The sequence below is a fragment of the Staphylococcus pseudintermedius genome, from assembly GCF_001792775.2.
In the GTDB taxonomy this organism is placed as follows: domain Bacteria; phylum Bacillota; class Bacilli; order Staphylococcales; family Staphylococcaceae; genus Staphylococcus; species Staphylococcus pseudintermedius.
Genome location: NZ_MLGE02000028.1, coordinates 1 through 2,845, shown reverse-complemented (window position 1 = coordinate 2,845; position 2,845 = coordinate 1). Strand labels below are relative to the sequence as shown.

Annotated in this window: 1 protein-coding gene and 12 tRNA genes; all 13 read left to right on the top strand. The window is 38.6% G+C overall.

Features of this window, described 5'->3' with window-relative positions:
- The first annotated feature begins 346 nt into the window (after positions 1 to 346).
- The 13 genes from BJK46_RS12005 to BJK46_RS11945 all read left to right on the top strand — a co-directional run bounded on the left by BJK46_RS12005 (position 347) and on the right by BJK46_RS11945 (position 2,364).
- Entirely contained in the window at positions 347 to 901 is a 555-nt protein-coding gene (locus BJK46_RS12005; RefSeq protein ID WP_015729355.1) for an RBBP9/YdeN family alpha/beta hydrolase, read from the top strand.
- 339 nt (positions 902 to 1,240) lie between these two features.
- Positions 1,241 to 1,312, top strand: a tRNA-Glu gene (locus BJK46_RS12000).
- Positions 1,313 to 1,422: 110 nt separating this feature from the next.
- Positions 1,423 to 1,496 (top strand) — tRNA-Met (locus tag BJK46_RS11995).
- 11 nt (positions 1,497 to 1,507) lie between these two features.
- Positions 1,508 to 1,584, top strand: a tRNA-Asp gene (locus BJK46_RS11990).
- A 10-nt stretch (positions 1,585 to 1,594) separates the two neighbouring features.
- Positions 1,595 to 1,667: transfer RNA gene (locus tag BJK46_RS11985), tRNA-Phe, on the top strand.
- 8 nt (positions 1,668 to 1,675) lie between these two features.
- Positions 1,676 to 1,751: transfer RNA gene (locus BJK46_RS11980), tRNA-Thr, on the top strand.
- 6 nt (positions 1,752 to 1,757) lie between these two features.
- Positions 1,758 to 1,841: transfer RNA gene (locus BJK46_RS11975), tRNA-Tyr, on the top strand.
- A 7-nt stretch (positions 1,842 to 1,848) separates the two neighbouring features.
- Positions 1,849 to 1,922: transfer RNA gene (locus BJK46_RS11970), tRNA-Trp, on the top strand.
- A gap of 2 nt (positions 1,923 to 1,924) precedes the next feature.
- A tRNA-His gene (locus BJK46_RS11965) sits at positions 1,925 to 1,997 on the top strand.
- 16 nt (positions 1,998 to 2,013) lie between these two features.
- Positions 2,014 to 2,085: transfer RNA gene (locus BJK46_RS11960), tRNA-Gln, on the top strand.
- 8 nt (positions 2,086 to 2,093) lie between these two features.
- Positions 2,094 to 2,168, top strand: a tRNA-Cys gene (locus BJK46_RS11955).
- A gap of 14 nt (positions 2,169 to 2,182) precedes the next feature.
- Positions 2,183 to 2,257, top strand: a tRNA-Gly gene (locus tag BJK46_RS11950).
- Between the two features lie 33 nt (positions 2,258 to 2,290).
- A tRNA-Gly gene (locus tag BJK46_RS11945) sits at positions 2,291 to 2,364 on the top strand.
- The last annotated feature ends 481 nt before the right edge of the window (positions 2,365 to 2,845 follow it).

Below are 2,845 nucleotides of genomic sequence, written 5' to 3'. Positions count from 1 at the left end.
AATTTTAGGAATCGTATCTTAATGATTTCTAAGGTATTTGTAAGTGAATATAAAAAACGCATTAAACAACAAAATAACGTTGCTTAATGCGTTATCGTCTCACCAACCGACGTTGACAAAGAACCTTCATTTTCTTGCTGATTGTGACTAACCACATGATTTAATTATTTATAAAAACATTCAAAGGTCTTTCTGTGTCATTTAACTCAAATGCGAACTTAATTTGTAAAGTTTTGTGATAGCACTCTATTATTTGACGATTTTAAAAATTTATGTTTTCAAATGGATATGTTGATTTATGTTATGATAATAGTGTTGAATCTATAGAAAGAAGGCGTTTTGTATCATGACAAAGCTATATATTGTGCATGGTTACCAAGCCGATGCATCAAAGCATTGGTTTCCATGGTTAAAGCAATCACTTGAAATTGAAGGCCATGATGTAGAAGTACTCAACTTACCCAACTCGCATGAACCTCATGTCGAAGAATGGCTTACATATATGCGACAAACAATTCCAGAAGTTGATGCTGATACCATTTTCGTTGCACATAGTTTAGGTGTCATTACAACTTTGAAATTTTTAAACGATTTAGATGTGTCGAAAGTAGGTGGATTAGCTATTGTTTCAGGTTTCAAAGATAAGTTAGAAGGCATAGAAACTTTGGATGCCTTTATTGAACAAGAAATTGATTTCGACCAGCTTAAACATAAGATCATTAAACGTTTTGGGATTGCTTCTAAAACAGACGATATCGTGCCATATACGTTAACAGCTGAACTGTGTAAGGCACTTGATGCTAAATTTTATTTACAAGAAGAGGGAGGCCATTTTCTTGAAAAAGATGGCTATGATACATTTCTGTTCTTGAGAAATAAAATACTAAAGAATTTCGATTAAAATATGACAAATTCTTAAACGTATATCAATTCGCTTGCTTTTTTAGGCGAGCCTAAATATAATGTAGGTGTAGGATACAATTCTACATAATATTTGTATTCTCCTAATCATGTTTAAGATTCCATTTACTCTCAAGGTCCTCCTTTCGCCTTGAGAGTCTTTTTTTGTTGTTTGAGTGCTGACTTTAACTTGTATGATGAAGCAAGGGAAGTTAATCCATCACTTTAGGTATGTTTTTGCCAAAAAGTATCTAAATTACACATATTTTTAATGGTAACATGTTGACGTTTTTAATGGTTAAATATATACTTAAAAAGTCCTTTACAGTTCTAATGATTTGGCTCCTTGGTCAAGCGGTTAAGACACCGCCCTTTCACGGCGGTAACACGGGTTCGAGTCCCGTAGGAGTCATCACAATTTTTTAAATTTGAAATTTTTATTTTAAAAAAATTAAAAAATTGTTGACATTAGATTGATAGTTTGTTATGATAATTAAGTAAGTGATTTACAAATACTATTATCGCGGGATGGAGCAGTTCGGTAGCTCGTCGGGCTCATAACCCGAAGGTCGGTGGTTCAAATCCGCCTCCCGCAATTTTTATAAGTGGTCCCGTAGTGGAGCGGTTTAACACGCCTGCCTGTCACGCAGGAGATCGCGGGTTCGATTCCCGTCGGGACCGCCATTATTAAAATGGTTCAGTAGCTCAGTCGGTAGAGCAAAGGACTGAAAATCCTTGTGTCGGCGGTTCGATTCCGTCCTGAACCACTTTTTTTGCCGGCCTAGCTCAATTGGTAGAGCAACTGACTTGTAATCAGTAGGTTGGGGGTTCAAGTCCTCTGGCCGGCACCATGTCTTGGAGGGGTAGCGAAGTGGCTAAACGCGGCGGACTGTAAATCCGCTCCTTCGGGTTCGGCAGTTCGAATCTGCCCCCCTCCACCATATCAATAGGGGCATAGTTCAACGGTAGAATAGAGGTCTCCAAAACCTTTGATGTGGGTTCGATTCCTACTGCCCCTGCCATGGCGGTTGTGGCGAAGTGGTTAACGCATCGGATTGTGGTTCCGACATTCGTGGGTTCGATTCCCATCAACCGCCCTTTATTTAAAATTAATGGGCTATAGCCAAGCGGTAAGGCAACGGACTTTGACTCCGTCACTCGCTGGTTCGAATCCAGCTAGCCCAGTTACTTTTGGCGGCATAGCCAAGTGGTAAGGCCGAGGTCTGCAAAACCTCTATTCACCGGTTCAAATCCGGTTGCCGCCTCCATTGATATGAAACATGCGGGAGTAGTTCAATTTTTAGAACACTTTCCTTCCCGGAAAGAGGTATAGGTGTAAGTCCTATCTTCCGCTCCAAATCATTTTAAATTCAAGTTAATCACTCATGATGCGGGAGTAGTTCAATTCTAGAACACTTTCCTTCCCGGAAAGAGGTATAGGTGCAAGTCCTATCTTCCGCTCCATTTTTCCAATGACATATTGGATTTTTTTGTATTATGCCGGTGTGGCGGAATTGGCAGACGCGCGGGACTCAAAAGTAAATGGTAGGTTTCACGATATCTCATGAAATTTATTTTCGTATATTATACGCATACATATTCATAAATTTTTACGAAGGCAAACCGTTGAATCACACGTAGGATGTGGATTTAGACGGATTTTTTATTGCCTAAAATTTCGACTGTGTTGTGATTACAATCGCACATATTTCGAAAGCCTTTCGCGGGATTCTCGTAGTGGGATTCTCGTAAAGGTACTATATTTCGAAGAACAACGAAAACGTCTCTAAGAAAAGTAGGTTATATATTTTTAACGGTTGGTGAGAGATTCACTGACCGTTATTTTAATTTTTGATATTAAAAAAGCACAAATATCTCTATAATTGTAAGTGACCAAACCAACGATTAAGGAGATATTGTGCCTATGTGTAATGATATATCAGAA

Coding starts and splice junctions, on each gene's coding strand:
- BJK46_RS12005 (WP_015729355.1), top strand. CDS start 347: ATGACAAAGCTATATATTGTGCATGGTTACCAAGCCGATGCATCAAAG.